Source organism: Litoribacillus peritrichatus (assembly GCF_039537985.1).
Classification (GTDB): domain Bacteria; phylum Pseudomonadota; class Gammaproteobacteria; order Pseudomonadales; family Litoribrevibacteraceae; genus Litoribacillus; species Litoribacillus peritrichatus.
The window spans coordinates 1,161,781-1,178,236 of sequence record NZ_BAABBN010000007.1 but is presented as its reverse complement, the minus strand read 5'-3'; the positions used below and the strand labels follow the sequence as shown (position 1 = coordinate 1,178,236).

Genomic DNA, 16,456 nt, shown 5'->3' with positions numbered 1-16,456 from the left:
CGTCTTTACCTTAACTGCTCGTCCAGAAATTCCGTAAATAATGCCCAGGATTTTTCATCCGCTTCTTTATGATATCGACTGGAGCCAAGAACAGTGAACGCATGAGGCGCACCACTGTAGGTGACCATTTGATGAGCAACACTATGTGCTTCTAATTCATTCGCTAACTCAGCAAACTGATCCATAGTAATTGCAGAGTCGGCTGTTCCATGCATCACTAACACTTTACCTTTGGTGTTTTGGTAACTCTGCCCTTTTGGCGTTTTTAACCCCCCATGAAAAGTCACAAAACCTTTCATGTCCGCGCCGGAACGAGCCATTTCTAAAACCGCTGCGCCGCCAAAACAATAACCCATGGCTACGGCATTTTTACCATTTACACCTTGTTCTTTCGCAACGCTCAACGCCCCATCCAGGAGCGCCCGCATTTTATCCCGGTCTTTGTAAAGCTCCCCGGTATGTTGCCGCTTATCCTTCACTTCTGTGGGCCGAACGCCCTTACCAAATAAGTCGGCAGCAAAAACCGAATAACCCAGGTTTGCCAACATATTTGCACGCTTTACTTCATAACCCGTTAAGCCATCCCAATCATGAATGAGCAGTACAAATGGCGCATCCTTTGCTGAGGATATGAAATAACCTTCATATTCAGACCCCGCAACCGAGTACTCAATGAATTTTCCCTGCGAAGAAGCAAAAACAGAAAACGATGCCCCCATCAATAAAATCACCGAGCCTAAGAAATAACGAACACCACTTTTCATAACGCCCCCATTCAAACCAATCACCGATGATCTTAGATTAGATGACTTTCAAACCTTGCCCAACCATCTTCGATAACTTCGTCGGAAATTACTCACATCGTAATAATTTAAATGCTGAGCCACTTGCTCCTGGCTGTAGTTCTGCTCTTGCATCAAGTAGAGCGTTTCTTCTTTTCTGACCAAGTCACATAAAGCTTGGTAACTGGTTTGGTGCGTTTTTAACTTTCGTTTCAGAGTGGCTGGGCTCAATTTTAAGTCGGAACATAACAACTCTAACGATGGAATGGACTTAACCTGACTTCGCATTCGTTGTTTTATCAGACCAATCAAACCGGGCTTCGAATCACTCTTCATGCCTCGCTGCGCCTGAGTGAGTGCTTGCTGATATAACGTTGGTGACGACATTGGCCAAGGTTTATGCAGGCTATCAAGATCAATCCGAAGTGAGGTCACTCCGTGGCCAAAACTGGTGTTTTCTGAGCAATAGACCTGATATTGCTCCCGCCAGGCGGGTTGCGAATAACCGCACTTCAATCGCCAATTCAAAGGTTCACGGGATAACCACTGACAACAACATACGATGGAAGCCACCACCAATTCCGTCATGAAAACAGACACCCTCTCAGATTGATAAAGACCAAAAGCATCATCAAAAAAAATGGTCAGAGACTGATTATCCTCAATCACTCTGGGCTGGAAGGTAGGAAAAAATACGGCTGAATGTTCAACCAGCGCACGCATGGCACAGGATAAATTCGGCGCATGCGTTAATGCCTGGGAATAACACCCGAAAGAACCCGGCAATAAGCGCTGCCCAACCAAAAAACTGAGATCATGGCCGGCATTGGCCTGGCAGACATTTTCGATGAGTTGCAGCCACTGCTCAGGACTGATCAACAAATTACCGGCCACAATATCCTCATAAAAAATGCCGGTTTTACGCAGCAACAAATGCTGGTTCAGCCCGCGCTCCGTCACCACATCCACTAACTGCGCACAATGTCCCAAGGCGGATAGACAGCGGTCTTTTCTTTCGAACCATTCAAGATTCAGACTGGAGTCTTCGACCGATATGCGGCCTGTTTCGCCACCAAAACGACCAAACCCTGACTGCAACACGGTATTAACCTTCTGCAACCGTTAAAGGTTCGCAGTGTTTCTGAGCCAAAGCTGCATCCCTCAAGGCTTGCAGCCCCTGCTCTATGAGTTCTTCAGGATTATTGGTGTGCCAGGCTTTCGAGAAAGCGGCACTCGCCTGAACATCAAACTCTTCAACCTGATTCGAAGTCCGGTACGTAAAGTGATTCACCGCTTTGATTAAAGACGAAGTGTACTTCTTCAAGTCTTTGTTTTTAGCTTCCAGGATCAATATCGTAAATCGACCACCGGCATAACGACACAACAAATCATTGCGATTTAAATTCAGCAAAATCAACTCACTGACCACATGCAAAAATCGATCGGCTTCCTGACCACCATGATCATGACTGATATCGTTGTACTGGTGGATCTCAATAAACACCAAGGCCGCATGTCGCCAGCTTTGAGGATCGTTACTGCACAGCCAGGCCAACTGGTTTTTCAAATACTGAAAAGTAGGAAGCGCCAAGCCGCCGTCCATGGTTTGGGTATTGCGATGAAACAGCTCTCTTTTTTGCATGTAACGGTTAATCTGGCGTTGCTCTCTGCGCCACAACAGAAATGCATAGGTCAGAATAACCAACCCAACAGGCATCGACTCCAGCCAACTGTCCCAGGAGACAACCTTTGGCAGCTGATAAAACTCATCCAATACGTCCTGAAATAAGGAAACAAAGACACCAATAAAACCAAGGGCAAATAAGTTAGTTACCCGGCCTTTCAAGCGTATTGACAAAATAATCAATAACCAGGCAAACACACAAAATGCAGCAGCGCCTTCACCCAAAATATCCACCCAATCCCATTCTGAAACTGGTTTTACATCCCCAATCCAGCCATTAAGGAAAAGCTGTAAAGCAAAGGTGACAACAAACACAACCAACCAAAAAATATGTGGCCTTAAACTTTCCGCAAAGTCACCCGTTTGATACCAAGCCCGATAAAGCCAATCCATAATTCCCACCATCTTACTCGGTCAGCGTCTGAACGGCTGCAAAAGTGCAAACAGGATTTCAATAAACACACTGACACGTATTTGTAATCAAAGTTAAACAGGGTTGTTGTACCCCTCAACGTTGACACTTTTATGACACAAATAAAAATCAAAAAGTCCGATCAGCTCACACGATTCATAATTTTATTCAGCCAAAACAACAAATACTGCCAAACAACAGGTTCGCTGAACGAATGAGTCAATCAAGTCCCGCTGGATTGATCATTTTTTCAAGTCCGATCAGCTCAATTGACCCACCGACCACCGAAAATTCCAACGCTTTTTCACGGTTCAAGGCCCGTCACATTTTTATTGTCACATGACTGACATCTGAAGTTTTTACGGTGCGCCTTCCAAATAAGTAAGACATAACAACGATCAAACACAAAGGAAGTAAGCCATGAAAATGTTTGGATTAACGTTACTGGCCAGTAGTATTTTGCTTGCAGGTTGCAGTGATAATGACAGCAGCTCCTCATCCCGAAAGGACACACCGGCTACAGCAGCCAGCCTTCAAAGTGCACTCACTACGTCAACCAGTTACGATGACATTGCCGATGCCGCACTTTGGGTCAGCCCGGAGAACAACCATAACAACCTTCTGATCGTGACGTTAGAAGAAGACGGTCTGGCCGTTTATAACCAGCAAGGCGATGAAATCTTTCATGATGACAGCCGTGAGGTGCTCGGAGCAGACATTCGATATGGCATAGAAGACGATCAGGGCAACAGCGTGGATGTACTGGTTGTTGCGTTACCGGATGAAGAAGCGCTGGCGTTTTACGCCGTCTCAGGAGATACAGACAACCCTTTGACCGAACTTGGAACACTCGCCATCGACATGGAGGCAGAAGCCGTTTGTTTATATAAAAATGTCACAACCGGAGACCTGACAGCCACCGGAGTGTCTGAAGACGGGGGCATTATTCAGTACAAAGTGGAATACGACGGCGCTAATATCGTCAGTGCCTTAACCGACCAGTTTAACGCGCCCTTACCTGTCCGAAACGTAAACGTAGGCGGCGAACTCAGCGCATGTATTATTGATGACGAATCCGCCACCCTTTATGTTGCAGAACAAGACCTTGGTATTTGGGCCTACGGCTCCGACGCAGAAAACGTAAAAGAGCGTCGCTTGGTGGACAGCATTGAACCGCTCGGCCACCTTCAGGAAATTGAAGGCCTCGACATCGCTTACCAGGCAAACGGTAAAGGGTATCTGGTCGTCGCCGATGAAGGTGCCGGTTTCCTCTTCTATGAGCGAGCCAATGACAATCCATTCGTTACCCGTTTTAACGTTGAGAACATTGAAGAAGCCAAAGCACTGGCCATTGCACCCGATGCATTCTGGTTGGCCAATACCGAAGCCGATGACCCTGTGTATGAAAAAGTTTTACTCTCAGACTTAAACAATTACCTCACTCAAACCAGTAACCAATCACTTACAAATTTAATCTCTCATCGGGAGCTTTCGGTAGAAGACGTTGCGCTGGTGGCCAGCAAAGGAGAAACCACTGAAGTAGACGATGACGGAGACGCAGCCGACGACCCGGCATTTTGGGTACACCCTACGGATGTCAGCAAAAGCTTGATCATTGCAACCAACAAACAAGGCGGTTTAATGGCGTATGATCTGGCAGGCAATGAACTGCAATACCTGAACGAAGGAGAACCCAACAACGTCGACATCCGAAATGTCACCGACTGGAATGGCGACACCATTGCGTTGGCTGCGGCCTCAAACCGGGCGTTAAATACCATCAGCCTCTACAAAATCAGTGAGGCCACTGACACTCAAGATCCAATTCAACCGCTTACTGCCATTGGAAATAATGTGCACAACGATGCCGCTGAATTGGTCTCCAATGTGGATGAGGTGTATGGCCTCTGTATGTATCAGGCAAACGACGGCACGCCTTATGTTTTCATTAACGGCAAAGACGGCAACATTGAGCAATGGCAACTGACGCTGACGGAAACAGGCATACAAGGCGAAATAGTTCGTCAACTCTCTGTTAACAGTCAGCCCGAAGGCTGTGTTGCCGACGATGAGGCCGGTGTTCTGTACTTAGGCGAAGAAGACAAAGCCATCTGGCAGTTTGATGCCTCAGCAAATGGCAGCCAGCAAGCGACTTTATTCACCGAAATTGACGGCGAAGAACTGGTCGCCGACGTAGAAGGGCTTACGTTGTACAACAGCGGCAATGAAAAGTACCTGATTGCCTCCAGCCAAGGAAATAACACCTATGTGGTTTACGACCTGAACAATAACAACCAATCCGTCGGTACTTTCGCCATCATTGGCAATGACCAGCAAGGTCTGGATGGCGCAAGTGACACAGACGGCATTCATGCAGTTGCTGTTAACCTTGGTGACGATTACCCGGAAGGCATGTTCATCGCTCAGGACTGGTATAACATTGACGACCAATATCGGCTTGAAAACCAAAATTTCAAAATGGTGAGCTGGAAAGACATTATTGAAAGCCTGCAAATAAACTAACCAATAAGAACGCACTATTAAGTAGAAAGATTAAGCAGTAAGACTAAGCAGTAAGACTAAGTAGTAAGACATAGAAGGCCATTTCAAGCGCTTTCTATGTCTTTGTTTTAAAGAGGATAGTTTTCCATTAAGGCTTCAACAAGCCAGGCCAGGTGCCATCGTCAATTCGACGCGGGTAACCCTCTTCCACCCGATCTTCAGCCAGGTCATATCTCAAATATCGTTGATTTGATAAGAATATATAACCTAGGTTGTCGCTCCACTTAACGGCGGCCGTAATGTCTGTTGCATACGCCCTCATTCCTGGCCAAGTATCGTCGTTGATCGGTTTTGGGTAGCCCGAGTCCACTGCGTCCGAGTCCAGGTCATATCGAATGTATTGGCCGTCGCTCAAAAAGAAGTAGACTTTATCATTGTGCCAACGCAAAGCCGCTTCAATTTGGTCCTTATAGGAATCCAAACCGGGCCACGTAACCGATGTGATGTCCTTTGGATAACCGCTACGAACCTTGTCTGCAACATTATCGTAGTTTATGTATTGTCCATTTTTCAGGAAGAAATAACTGGTGGCGGCATCCTTTTTAAAGCTGGCAGTAATCTGATCTTTATAGGCATTCAAACCAGGCCAGTTACTGTCGTTTGTTTCTTTTGGGTAACCCGAATCCGATTGATCGGTCAGCTTGTCATAGCGAACGTACTGCGCATCATTTCTGAAGAAATACGCTTTTAAACTGTTTTTATCCAGCCCGGCATCAATTTGAAAGTTATTGACTCTGATCGCAGCAGGCACACCGTTGGTTTCAACCACATAATCCACAATCCCGGCAGCCAGTGGATCAGGATCTGTCCACCCTTGGTCAAGAGCCGGCACCTGATCCACCTGTATACCGTTACGATAAATGGTCGCGTTGCGATTTTCGGTACTGTACCAGGTGATATCCTGCACCGCCGATGGGTCTTGCATTAACTTTCTCGGAGCCAACGCGCCTTTCAATGGCACCCCATCCAAACGCCAGTCTTTGTCAATTTCAATGCCCAGGTGCGTTAAAACCGTGGGCGCGATAGAGGCTTGAGAGGGGTAACCATAAATCCCTTCAAAGTCCGAATTAGAGACATCTGCAATACGCTGCCAAAACTCAGCATTCATCGCTTCATTCGAACCAATAAATATGGTTTTTTCCTCCAGAGTCTGATTACCATGGCCACAACCGACAATCGGAGTGCGACCATGATCCGTAGTCACCAGCACCAACCAATCATCTCCGGTTTGCTGCTCAAGTTGTTCAACCTGATCAAGCAAGCTGCCTAGCTGGCGATCAACGACTTCAATGGCATCATCATAGGCACCGCCAAAACAGCTTGAATGCCCCATGTGATCAATGTCGTCCAAATGTAAAAACACAAACTCGGCCGATGTAGTTGTAATGGTATCAAGTGCTCGATCCACCACTTGCTGATCTCCAATACCGCTTGCGACCTCCTCTATGTTCGCAACTTCATCCGCAAAGAAATTCGTATTAATCGGTGACCAGTGTGCATAACTGGCCACATAAGCATCGGGTTTGGCATCTTTGATGCGTTTAAATAACCCCGGAAACTCAGCGTTGGTCAGACCCGCACTGTTCGAGTCTACGCCGTGCTTAGACATCCAGACCCCGGTTAAAATGGTCGCCCAACCTGGGCCACTGATGGTAGGTTGTTCTGAGCCATAATTCTTAATACCACCGGTATAAGCTTTGGTAATATTCAGCCGATCAAAATTCGGGGTATTTACCCCCTGCAACTTTTCATACTGAAGTCCGTCCACTCCGACCAACAACACTTTATTCTCTGCCTGAGCGAAACACGCCATAGCAGACATACCAAGAACGGTGGTTACTCTGTGCCACTTGAACATTATTTATCCTTTTTATTTACTGGTTTATACCAGATAAAGACAATAGTGAACCTAAATGACAGAAAAGTGACCAATTCATGATCAAAATATGTACTATTTGTTAAGCTGGTTTATACCAACCATCAGTATCCTTTAGTTTCGAAGCCAAACCTCGCCTCCTCAAGTTGATCTTTAAAGCACAAGTCATTAACATCCCGTTACATAAACCCTGCGAAGAGGTATTTAAATGACCTTTCCGCCCGGTAAGATAACCTGATAACTGCCCCGTTAGCCCCTACATATAAGCGATGCTATGCCAAAAGTTGGAATGAAACCCGTGCGCCAGGCACAACTGATTGAAGCAACCCTTTCCTCGGTGGAACAGTTTGGCCTTCACGGAACAACCGTTGGTACCATCAGCAAGATTGCCGGTGTATCTTCTGGCATCATCAGCCACTATTTTGGAGGCAAACAAGAACTGCTGGAGGCAACGGTTCGTTTCTTACTCAAGTCCCTGAATGAAGAATTGATGAATCAACTAAGAATTAAAGGGGATTCGCCGATTGCTCGCTTAGAAGCGATCATTCATACCAACTTCAGCCCGTTCCAAACGTCTGAGCGCGGAGCCAAAACCTGGTTGGCCTTCTGGGCTCAATCCATGCATGACGAACGCCTGGCCCGCCTTCAACGCGTCAATGAAAAACGTTTACGTTCAAACTTAAAGTACTCACTGAATTCGCTCTTACCCAAAGAGAAAGTGGCCGATACCGCAGAAGCCATTGCGGCACTCATTGATGGATTATGGCTAAGAGGGGCTCTGAACGGCGGAGACATCAAAGCCGATAAAGCCGCAGTGATTTGTAAAAACTTCTTACACGAGACCATTGAGTTTCATCAAAATTAATAACTCAATGCTGCCAGTAACCGTCCACTGACGGTCGACGCTGCTTCGGATACTGAGCTAAAACACAACTCGCTCGAATTTGGCGCCCCGTGTTAATACCGTCATGGAACTCAGCTCTGAGGTTTCAATCTCAATCGGCGTTTTATCTTCCCGTATGAAAACCAGAAACTCTCGCTTTTCAGAGCTGGTTTTTGTGGTTTTTGGTGTACCAACGATGCGTTGACCTGAAAGAAGTTCAAGCTCAACCCGGTATTGGTACATACAAGCAATCTCAAGATAATCATGTAAATCACATTGTAATAGCTTCGCCATAACACCCCCTGAGCTTGATCATCGCCCTTTTAGACGCCTTGCTGTTTTAACCACTGCTTCAATTGCGGCAAAGACATCGCCCCGGACATACGTGCCACTTCTTTGCCCCCTTTAAATAAAATTAAAGTAGGTATGGAACGTATTTGCCAACGAGATGCGACCTGCTGATTGGCTTCCGTATTGAGTTTAGCTAACCGAACATTCGGTTCCAGTTCTTTGGCCGCTTTTTCAAAGATGGGTCCGAAGCTTTTGCACGGGCCACACCAGGGCGCCCAACAATCCACGAGCACCGGTATCTCATTATGAGCAATGGTCGCCACTACATTGGCTGCGGTTAACTCCATTGGCTTTCCGGTAAACAAAGCTTTTTTACACTTGCCACAGTTTGGTTTATCCGCCAAACGATCTGTAGGAATACGATTTGAGGCATTACACTTCGGGCAAGTTACTTTTGATAACGACATGGTTCTTTTCTTATTTCTGATGAGGCGAAAAATTATATCAAAGCAAATGGTCTTATGAACCCAAGAAAAGTTCATCACTGCCATAGCTATTTTTTATCTCATTTGGAACCATACTTATACATTCAACAACTCATCCTTCTTTCATTAGCACGAATTGAACGTTTTGAAAAAAGAAGGATATTGTCATTTCAAGTACAGAACGCTCGGAGCACAAACGAATGGAAACAGGCACTTTATATCGAAAATCTGCGTTCACTACCGACCCAAAAGGCGGAAATCCGGCGGGCGTATGGATCGGTGAGACATTACCGGAGCCGACAGAAATGCAAAACATTGCAGCTGAAGTCGGTTTTTCGGAAACCGCTTTCGTTGCCCCCAAGTCAGGTAAAAGTCGAAAAATTCGCTTCTTCAGCCCTGAAATTGAAGTGCCCTTTTGTGGCCATGCAACCATCGCCACAGCAGTGACACTGGCGGAGTTAGACGGAGAAGGTACCTTTGAGCTATCCACTCAAATTGGTCAGGTTCCGGTTACTGTTCGCACGGTCAATGGCCAAGCGGAAGCAGCACTTACCTCTGTTTCACCGAAGTACAAAACAGCCGATGATGAACTCGTCTCCGAAGTACTCTCCATTTTAGGTTGGCAACATTCGGATCTGGAAGACAGGATTCCTCCTGCCGTCGCTTATGCCGGAGCATGGCATTTGGTCATCGCTTTAAACAAGGCAACGACCTTGGCCTATTTGTCATACGACTTTAACGATTTAAAAGCCGTCATGATCCGAGAAGAACTGACTACCCTACAGTTGGTTTACCAAGAAAACGAAACCACCTTTGTCTCCCGTAACCCGTTTCCCGTTGGCGGTGTTGTGGAAGACCCTGCCACAGGCGCAGCCGCCGCTGCATTTGCAGGCTATTTGAGAGAAGCCTCATTAATTACAGTGCCAGCGGAGCTGATCATTCGTCAGGGGGAAGCTATGGGCAGACCAAGCCTGTTGAACGTAACAGTACCTGAAACGGGCGGTATCATAGTGAAAGGAAATGCTGTGACAATACCAGACTAATTGACCCTCCGCGTGGTATGCCAATCGTTGAGACCACCTCAGAAAAAAATCATCAGCGAATCAACTCGTTGCTGCCAACAAATCATTCACCGCCTTGGCAAACGCCTGTGGTGAATCTTCCTGTAAAAAGTGGCCGCCTCGTAAAGTCTGATGGTTCAGCCCCTGACTGCCCGGAATGCGTTCTCGCATATACTCATCACCACCTCGGGTAATGGGGTCGCCATTACTGAACGTGGTTAAAAAAGGCTTATCCCAGCGATACAAAGTCTCCCAGGCATTACGGTTCGCGACCGTTGCCGGGTCATCCGGCGTCACAGGAACCAGTTTGGGAAACGCTCTGGTGCCGGCTTTGTATTCTTTGGAAGGAAAAGGCGCATCGTAGGCTTGTTGCTCCGCCTTCGAGAGTTTTTTAAAGGTTCCTGAAGCAACAATTTTACTGATTGGAAACCAAGGGCTGTACAATGCAAAGGTTTTCCAGGCATAAAACGCCAACGGAACCGATTGATCCCCCGTCGGTAACATGCCGTTTCCCACCACAATGGCTTTAAACCGATCAGGGTTTTCAGCGGCCAACCTCAGGCCGATCAACGAGCCCCAGTCCTGACAGACCAAAGTAATATTATTAAGATTCAGTTTATCTATAAACGTTTGCATCCATTCCATGTGACTTTGATAAGAGTATGAAGCAACGTCGGTGGGTTTATCTGACTTCCCAAAACCGACCAGATCAGGCGCAATTACTCTATGCCCGGCTGCCGCACAAATGGGTATCATATTCCTGTACAAATAAGACCAACTCGGTTCACCGTGCATCATCAACACCGGGTCAGCATCTTTTGGGCCTTCGTCTACATAATGCATTCTCATAGCCACTGACGCGCCCGAGGACACTTCTTCACCCATATCAACGTCGACATAGTGCTCAGCAAAAGGATAACCGATCAATTTTTGGAACTGTTCTTCAGGTGTTCGTATGAATTTCAACATGAAAAGCCCGTTTCTATCAGAAGTTACAATTTTCAAAAGTTACAATTTTCAAAAGTTACAGTCTGAATTGTTGATAGGCTTGGGTGATTAAATCAAATACTGATGGGTGATTGTCTGAATAACTTTCCATGACAGAACCTTCCTAATAGTCTTTGGTCATATTAAGACTAGACGCTCCTAATAATTTTGCATGAGTGAAATTATCATAAAAGCCACCCAACAGAATCTGTTGAATTTTTAAGCAATTTATTGATCCAGGCCAAAGAGTGCGTTTCCAACTCATGTCTATATAATCAATGAACAACAATAAAATTAACCAGCGGCCTGACCCTTTCTGGGCCTAAACAATAGTCAAACGGAGTGATTATGAAAACAGTAGTAAGCATCAGTTTAGGAAGTGACGCGCTTGACTACGACTTCCAAACAAGATTTTTAGATCAAGATTTCAGAGTCATTCGTTTTGGCGTCAATAAAGACCTGGACAAAGCCGAACGCCTGATCAAAGACTGGCAAAATAAAGCTGACGTCATTGGCTTGGGCAAGGTACGAGAACACTACAGTGTTGGCACCCGGAATTTCGTTCAAAAAACCACACAACAACTGGAAAGCCTGGTTAAAAAGATTCCCGTCACAACGGGTTCAGCGCTGAGAGGCATTCTGAACGAGTGGGCCATACGGCATACCCAAATCACCGAGAATAACTTTTTTAACAATTCTCGGGTTATCTTCTTTAATGGTGTGACCAATTATAAAGCGGCTAATGTCCTGCACGAATTTACCGACAATCTTTCATTTGCAGACCCGGTCATCCAGCTTGGCGTACCAAAACTGCTGACGTCCTTAAAAGCTCTGGAGCTTTACGCAGCAGGCACCCACCCACTCAACAAGTGGTCGCCACCCCATGTGCTCTCTCCCAGTGTAGCGCCAATCAAAGACTGGAACCGTTTCATTGTCAAAAAAGCCACCCAAAAGGCCGACGTCATTGCCGGTTCCTACGAAGATATTGAGCACTTTTCTCTGGAGGAGCTGGCTGGAAAAACACTGTTAACCTCCACCATTTCAGATCAACGTCTTGAGCTGTTACGCGAAAAAGGCGTTAACATGGTGATCGATATTTGCCCGCAATTGTTCGAGGTGAACGTGGGTGTGAATGTCATAGAAGCAATGATTCTGGCAGCGCTTAATAAAAAACAAGGGGAACTGACTTACGACGACTACCTCGAGATTCTGGAAACCCTGGAAGCCGAGCCAAGGGTTCTGTACCCATCCGGTTACAAACGAATGAACCGTTTTGCCTTCGTCATTCACCCGCTGTCTCAGCAATATTTCCGTAACGCGAAACCACTGGACCTCATCGCTCAATATTCGCCGCCAGTTGTCATGAACACCGTTGAAAAAGCCATGGCCTATGCGCCGCCATTTGTGTATTCCCATGTCAAAGGCATTAAGTCCCCTACTGGCGATGAAGCAGAAGGCTGGCTAATTACCGTAGGAGGAACCCCGAAAGAAATCATGGCCCATAGCCCTGAGTTCACCTATCGACGTTTATTAGCTGCGGCCAAGTTGGCCAAAAAGCTCGGTGCTCAAATCATGGGATTGGGAGCCTTTACTAAAGTGGTCGGTGACGCTGGAATTACCGTAGCAAAACGCGCACCACTGCCAATCACGACCGGGAACAGCTACAGCGCCTCTGGTGCTTTATGGGCCGCCAATGACGCTGCACGCCGCCTCGGTTTGGTGGACATCAACAAGAAAGGTAAAGTCAAAGGCAATGCGATGGTGGTAGGCGCGACCGGCGCCATTGGCTCCGTTTGCGCCCGATTATTGGCCAAAGCCGTCGAAGAAATTTATTTAGTCGCGCCAGAAACCGCAAAACTGCTGTCTTTAAAAGAAGACATTCTACTCGAAACACCGGAAGCCAAAATTCATTTATCCACCAACGCCAACAAAAACCTCAGCGACATGGATATGATCGTAACGGCAACGTCTGGTGCGGGCAAAAAAATCCTCGACATCATGAAAGTGAAACCCGGTTGTGTCATCACAGACGTTGCCCGCCCACTCGACATCCCGGCCAGTGAAGTCGCAAAACGACCCGACGTACTAGTGATTGAATCCGGTGAAATCGAATTACCCGGCAACATTCAAATGAAGAACATCGGCTTACCTGAAAACGTCGCTTACGCGTGCTTGGCAGAAACCATAGTCCTGGCCCTAGAAGGCCGTTTTGAGAACTTCACTCTGGGGCGTAACATTGAATGGGAAAAGGTCAAAGAAATTTATCAGATGGGCTTAAAACACGGCATGAAACTGGCCGCTATTTCAGGCGTCAGTGGTGTTTACTCAGATGAAGATCTTGCCCGTATTCGGCAATTTGCCTTAGAAGCACGAGCAAAGCTGGAAGTAAAACAACGACCGAAAGTGCTGGAAATGAAACCGAGAAGAACCACCAAATCCGCCGCCAGCTAGTTGCCTCCGGTCCGCATCCCTATCATCATCAACCGAAAAGCACTCAATCAATCTCTTGAGTGCTTTTTTCTCTCATGCGCTTTCCCTCACGCACCATCGGTTTGCCAATCAACCAACATGTCACCATTAACCCACAGGCCTGTGTAACAAAGTGTTACCACCCACTGTTACCCGGTAACACAACAGACCGTTGATAAAATGGAACACAAGTAACAAACCCATACCTAATCCGAATACCCCAAAACACAAAAAACAAGTAACCATCTGTTTTTATTCATTTTTTTAAATCTGGCACAGCAATAGCTATCTATTTAACTAAGAACAACAAAAAACAAATACAATTCGGTTTCATCAATAAAAATAAAAACAGAAACTTAGGATTGTCGCTCAACAATAAAAATAAAAAGCGAGCAGAAAAACTATTGTGAGCCCGTCAGGGCTCTCCACCTTCTCTTTCTTATCCTGTCTCCTTTTAATGCTTTTTGTATACTTCCACGCGATTACGTCCACCTTGCTTAGCTGAATACAAAGCTTCATCTGCATGATTGAATAACTCGTCTTTAGATTCTTCACCAGATAGACTTGATAAACCAAAGCTCATCGTAAGGCGCAAACTTTTATTCTCATACATCACTTCTTTACTTTCTAACGCTTTACAAAGACGCTCTGCTAATAGCCTGGCTTGTTCTTCGCTGGTGTTAGGGCAACCAATGACGAACTCTTCACCTCCAACCCGTGCATAGCAATCTCCCAGACGGGCATTACTGCGTAATACCTTACCCACCTCTTTGAGGGATTCGTCTCCTGCTGCATGACCATAGTTATCATTTACATTTTTAAAATGATCTATATCGGCCAAAATCAATGAAAAGGGTAAACCATGTCGCTGCGCTTGCTCTACGTCACGAGTAAATACTTCCATAAAATGCCTGCGATTTGGTAGATCGGTCAGCGTATCTGTTCTCGCTTCTTTTTCAGCTTTGTTCTTAGCTAACCGAATGTCTTCGGTCGCCTTTTGAACTTGAATACGTAAATTCCAAATATATCCAGCTACAAAAATGGATAATAAAATCAATCCACCAGCGGCAATTTCCAGCGTATATTGTTTCAACACACTCAGTAAACTGCGCTCATCCGGGGGGATATAAATAAACCTGTCATAGTTTATATCACGGTTCATTTTCCCCTGTTTTTTGAATATTGCTTCTATGCTATGCCAGCGATCTCTGCTCATAAAGCCAATAGGCACCACAGAAGGAAGAATTAATTTAATGGTTTCTTTTGCCTCAAATTCTATGAATTCACGGGATTTTTGCTGAGTATTGTATTTGTTTAATATTAGATCTATTGCTTCTTCCGGGTTGGTAACTGCATCTCGCCAGCCCTTCAACGTTGCTTTTCGAAATTCATCCACCATAGCAGGGTCGGACTCGATGATGGTTTCTGTCGTAATCAGAACATCCCCATAGAAATCAACACCATAATCTTTAGGTTGAAAGACCTGAAAATTAATACCTTCCTCCAACAATTTAAAAGGTTCATTTGTTGTGTAAATATTCAGGCCATCAATGCTTCCTTGAATGAATTCTTCGATGGATTGCGTGCTGACTACTTGAGCAAAATCATTAACCGTTAAATTCGCAGTCCCCAACATAGAGCGCAACTCAATATCATTAAAACCTCGACTGATTCTTAACTTCTTACCTTTCATATCTTCGAGAGTCTTAATACCCACGTCGCTACGTGTTAACAGCGCCAAAGGAGATTGTTGAAAAACAGCCGCTAAAGCCACAACAGGCACCCCCATAGATCGATAAATCAATACACCAGCGTCTGCAACCACAAAATCTACGTTGTCACTCAGTAACCGATCAATCGGAACAGAATCCGGGTTTCTTTCTATTAGCTGAACATCCAGGCCGAACGCCCTGTAATATCCTTTTTCGAGAGCCATGTAGTACCCGGCAAACTGGAATTGATGCAACCACTTCAGTTGTACTTTGATGGGCTTGAGAGACTCAGATTTGAGAGACACTTCCGGCGATGTTTGAGTTTCAGCAAAAGAAGACTCAGAAAAAACTAAGTGCAATGTAAAAACCATGCACCCTATTGATATGCCAACTAACCTCAGTAAGCCATTCAGACAAAGCCTACTCATAACAACCTCTAACTAAAAACACCTGTATGTTTCTAGTTTAGCGGTAATCCACAATAACAAGCGTCTAAATCCGTATTAAACGCAAATACTCATTAATGAAACACCCGGGGACTATCCAGATACATAAACAAAAATCTCCGTATCAGGAGCCTTCTTCGTAAGCATACACACTGGTGCTGCCGTCCAGGTTTAACTGCATCACTTGGTAACTGTCTCGTTGCTGACCCATTTCCATTCCGGGGCTGCCAACCGGCATACCTGGTACCGCTAAGCCATACGCCCCTTTCGGTTTTTCAGACAGAAATTGTCGAACGTATTTCGCCGGAACATGGCCTTCGAACACATACCCGTCTTTGGAAACCCCGGTATGACAAGAACTGTTTTCTGGCGAAATGCCGTATTTGGCTTTTAACTGATCAAGGTCATTTGTGTTATGCGCCGCGACAGACAAGCCCTCTGCTTTCAGGTGATCAACCCATTTGGAACAACAACCGCAGTTCGGGTCTTTATAAACGTCCAGCACCACCGCTTCTGCTGCAGCTTTATGTTTGGTTGTCGTTAAATTTGAAGATTGGGTATGATCATTCGAACAAGCACTTACCAAGCACACACTTAAAGCCACCAACAATCCATAAAAAACACGTTTAGCCATTACCATCATCGCTTCCCTATCATACCTGCAGGTTCTATCCATACGGCCCGTTCTTTCCCGGGCGAGCTCATCTGCCCCTGCTACTCTGGAGACATTATCGCAACAATGAGTGCTTTTCTCTGTAACAGGTCAATCATTTTGCGAATTAGACTAAACTCACGACCACAATGAA

13 protein-coding genes are annotated in these 16,456 nt (G+C 45.8%); 4 read left to right on the top strand and 9 right to left on the bottom strand.

Annotated elements, in window-relative coordinates:
* Nucleotides 1-5: 5 nt before the first annotated feature.
* From ABD744_RS15000 to ABD744_RS14990, 3 genes are read right to left on the bottom strand one after another with little or no spacing between them, the layout of a single operon-like run.
* Nucleotides 6-764 carry a dienelactone hydrolase family protein gene (locus tag ABD744_RS15000; protein ID WP_344799347.1) on the bottom strand — a complete coding sequence of 253 codons (759 nt, stop codon included), beginning with the start codon at nucleotides 762-764 and terminating at the stop codon, nucleotides 6-8.
* A 48-nt stretch (nucleotides 765-812) separates the two neighbouring features.
* On the bottom strand, nucleotides 813-1,883 hold the full coding sequence (locus ABD744_RS14995) for an AraC family transcriptional regulator (protein WP_344799346.1): 1,071 nt from the start codon (nucleotides 1,881-1,883) through the stop codon (nucleotides 813-815).
* Between the two features lie 4 nt (nucleotides 1,884-1,887).
* On the bottom strand, nucleotides 1,888-2,859 hold the full coding sequence (locus ABD744_RS14990; RefSeq protein WP_344799345.1) for a diguanylate cyclase domain-containing protein: 972 nt from the start codon (nucleotides 2,857-2,859) through the stop codon (nucleotides 1,888-1,890).
* A 439-nt stretch (nucleotides 2,860-3,298) separates the two neighbouring features.
* Between ABD744_RS14990 and ABD744_RS14985 the strand changes: the two genes are divergently transcribed.
* Complete coding sequence (locus ABD744_RS14985; RefSeq protein ID WP_344799344.1) at nucleotides 3,299-5,401, top strand: phytase; 2,103 nt, start codon at nucleotides 3,299-3,301, stop codon at nucleotides 5,399-5,401.
* A gap of 127 nt (nucleotides 5,402-5,528) precedes the next feature.
* Here the strand turns inward: ABD744_RS14985 and ABD744_RS14980 are convergent, their stop codons facing one another.
* Nucleotides 5,529-7,298 carry a hemopexin repeat-containing protein gene (locus ABD744_RS14980; RefSeq protein ID WP_344799343.1) on the bottom strand — a complete coding sequence of 590 codons (1,770 nt, stop codon included), beginning with the start codon at nucleotides 7,296-7,298 and terminating at the stop codon, nucleotides 5,529-5,531.
* Between the two features lie 292 nt (nucleotides 7,299-7,590).
* Here ABD744_RS14980 and betI point away from each other — a divergent pair, with 292 nt between their 5' ends.
* On the top strand, nucleotides 7,591-8,181 hold the full coding sequence (gene betI, locus ABD744_RS14975; protein ID WP_344799342.1) for a transcriptional regulator BetI: 591 nt from the start codon (nucleotides 7,591-7,593) through the stop codon (nucleotides 8,179-8,181).
* A 57-nt stretch (nucleotides 8,182-8,238) separates the two neighbouring features.
* Here the strand turns inward: betI and ABD744_RS14970 are convergent, their stop codons facing one another.
* Nucleotides 8,239-8,493 (bottom strand): Rho-binding antiterminator, encoded by a 255-nt coding sequence (locus ABD744_RS14970; RefSeq protein ID WP_344799341.1) that lies wholly within the window; start codon nucleotides 8,491-8,493, stop codon nucleotides 8,239-8,241.
* 29 nt (nucleotides 8,494-8,522) lie between these two features.
* Nucleotides 8,523-8,957 (bottom strand): thioredoxin TrxC, encoded by a 435-nt coding sequence (trxC, locus tag ABD744_RS14965; protein WP_344799340.1) that lies wholly within the window; start codon nucleotides 8,955-8,957, stop codon nucleotides 8,523-8,525.
* A 218-nt stretch (nucleotides 8,958-9,175) separates the two neighbouring features.
* Between trxC and ABD744_RS14960 the strand changes: the two genes are divergently transcribed.
* A complete protein-coding gene (locus ABD744_RS14960; protein ID WP_344799338.1) occupies nucleotides 9,176-10,018 on the top strand; it encodes a PhzF family phenazine biosynthesis protein in 843 nt (280 codons plus the stop codon).
* A gap of 60 nt (nucleotides 10,019-10,078) precedes the next feature.
* Here the strand turns inward: ABD744_RS14960 and ABD744_RS14955 are convergent, their stop codons facing one another.
* Nucleotides 10,079-11,005 (bottom strand): haloalkane dehalogenase, encoded by a 927-nt coding sequence (locus ABD744_RS14955; protein ID WP_344799337.1) that lies wholly within the window; start codon nucleotides 11,003-11,005, stop codon nucleotides 10,079-10,081.
* A gap of 366 nt (nucleotides 11,006-11,371) precedes the next feature.
* Between ABD744_RS14955 and ABD744_RS14950 the strand changes: the two genes are divergently transcribed.
* Entirely contained in the window at nucleotides 11,372-13,474 is a 2,103-nt protein-coding gene (locus tag ABD744_RS14950) for a dehydrogenase (RefSeq protein WP_344799336.1), read from the top strand.
* A 472-nt stretch (nucleotides 13,475-13,946) separates the two neighbouring features.
* Here the strand turns inward: ABD744_RS14950 and ABD744_RS14945 are convergent, their stop codons facing one another.
* Both ABD744_RS14945 and ABD744_RS14940 read right to left on the bottom strand, forming a co-directional pair.
* Entirely contained in the window at nucleotides 13,947-15,563 is a 1,617-nt protein-coding gene (locus ABD744_RS14945) for an ABC transporter substrate-binding protein (RefSeq protein ID WP_344799335.1), read from the bottom strand.
* Between the two features lie 211 nt (nucleotides 15,564-15,774).
* Complete coding sequence (locus ABD744_RS14940) at nucleotides 15,775-16,284, bottom strand: DUF411 domain-containing protein (RefSeq protein WP_344799334.1); 510 nt, start codon at nucleotides 16,282-16,284, stop codon at nucleotides 15,775-15,777.
* Nucleotides 16,285-16,456 lie beyond the last annotated feature (172 nt).

Coding starts and splice junctions, on each gene's coding strand:
- ABD744_RS15000 (WP_344799347.1), bottom strand. CDS start 764: ATGAAAAGTGGTGTTCGTTATTTCTTAGGCTCGGTGATTTTATTGATG.
- ABD744_RS14990 (WP_344799345.1), bottom strand. CDS start 2,859: ATGGATTGGCTTTATCGGGCTTGGTATCAAACGGGTGACTTTGCGGAA.
- ABD744_RS14985 (WP_344799344.1), top strand. CDS start 3,299: ATGAAAATGTTTGGATTAACGTTACTGGCCAGTAGTATTTTGCTTGCA.
- ABD744_RS14980 (WP_344799343.1), bottom strand. CDS start 7,298: ATGTTCAAGTGGCACAGAGTAACCACCGTTCTTGGTATGTCTGCTATG.
- betI (WP_344799342.1), top strand. CDS start 7,591: ATGCCAAAAGTTGGAATGAAACCCGTGCGCCAGGCACAACTGATTGAA.
- ABD744_RS14970 (WP_344799341.1), bottom strand. CDS start 8,493: ATGGCGAAGCTATTACAATGTGATTTACATGATTATCTTGAGATTGCT.
- trxC (WP_344799340.1), bottom strand. CDS start 8,957: ATGTCGTTATCAAAAGTAACTTGCCCGAAGTGTAATGCCTCAAATCGT.
- ABD744_RS14960 (WP_344799338.1), top strand. CDS start 9,176: ATGGAAACAGGCACTTTATATCGAAAATCTGCGTTCACTACCGACCCA.
- ABD744_RS14955 (WP_344799337.1), bottom strand. CDS start 11,005: ATGTTGAAATTCATACGAACACCTGAAGAACAGTTCCAAAAATTGATC.
- ABD744_RS14950 (WP_344799336.1), top strand. CDS start 11,372: ATGAAAACAGTAGTAAGCATCAGTTTAGGAAGTGACGCGCTTGACTAC.
- ABD744_RS14940 (WP_344799334.1), bottom strand. CDS start 16,284: ATGGCTAAACGTGTTTTTTATGGATTGTTGGTGGCTTTAAGTGTGTGC.